General features: G+C 58.2%; 1 pseudogene. It reads left to right on the plus strand.

Going from position 1 to position 373, the window contains the following annotated elements:
- Positions 1-67: 67 nt before the first annotated feature.
- Positions 68-373 (plus strand): annotated as a pseudogene (locus Q1A48_RS21455) (group II intron reverse transcriptase/maturase); the annotation flags it as partial.

Consider the following 373-nt stretch of genomic DNA (forward strand, 5'->3'; position numbering starts at 1 on the left):
CCGTGGAGCGAAGGGGCGGCGTCATTCAGCCGAGTTTGCTGGCCAACTGTGCGAGCAGGACGAGCCAATGAGCGAGGCAAAGCCATTTGCGATTGCAAAATCTTTAGTCTGGGAGGCGTACAAAGACGTAAAGGCTAATCGAGGGACAGCGGGTGTCGATGGGCAGTCGCTGCAACAGTTTGAGCAGCGCTTGGGGCCGAACCTTTACCGGATCTGGAACCGTCTATCGTCGGGAAGCTACTTTCCACCGGCGGTCAAAGGTGTCGCGATCCCAAAGAAGAGCGGCGGCGAGCGAATCCTGGGTATACCGACAGTGTCGGATCGTATCGCGCAGACGGTGGTCAAGAAGGTCTTTGAGCCACTGGTCGAGCCG

It is taken from the genome of uncultured Microbulbifer sp. (assembly GCF_947489355.1).
Taxonomy (GTDB): domain Bacteria; phylum Pseudomonadota; class Gammaproteobacteria; order Pseudomonadales; family Cellvibrionaceae; genus Microbulbifer.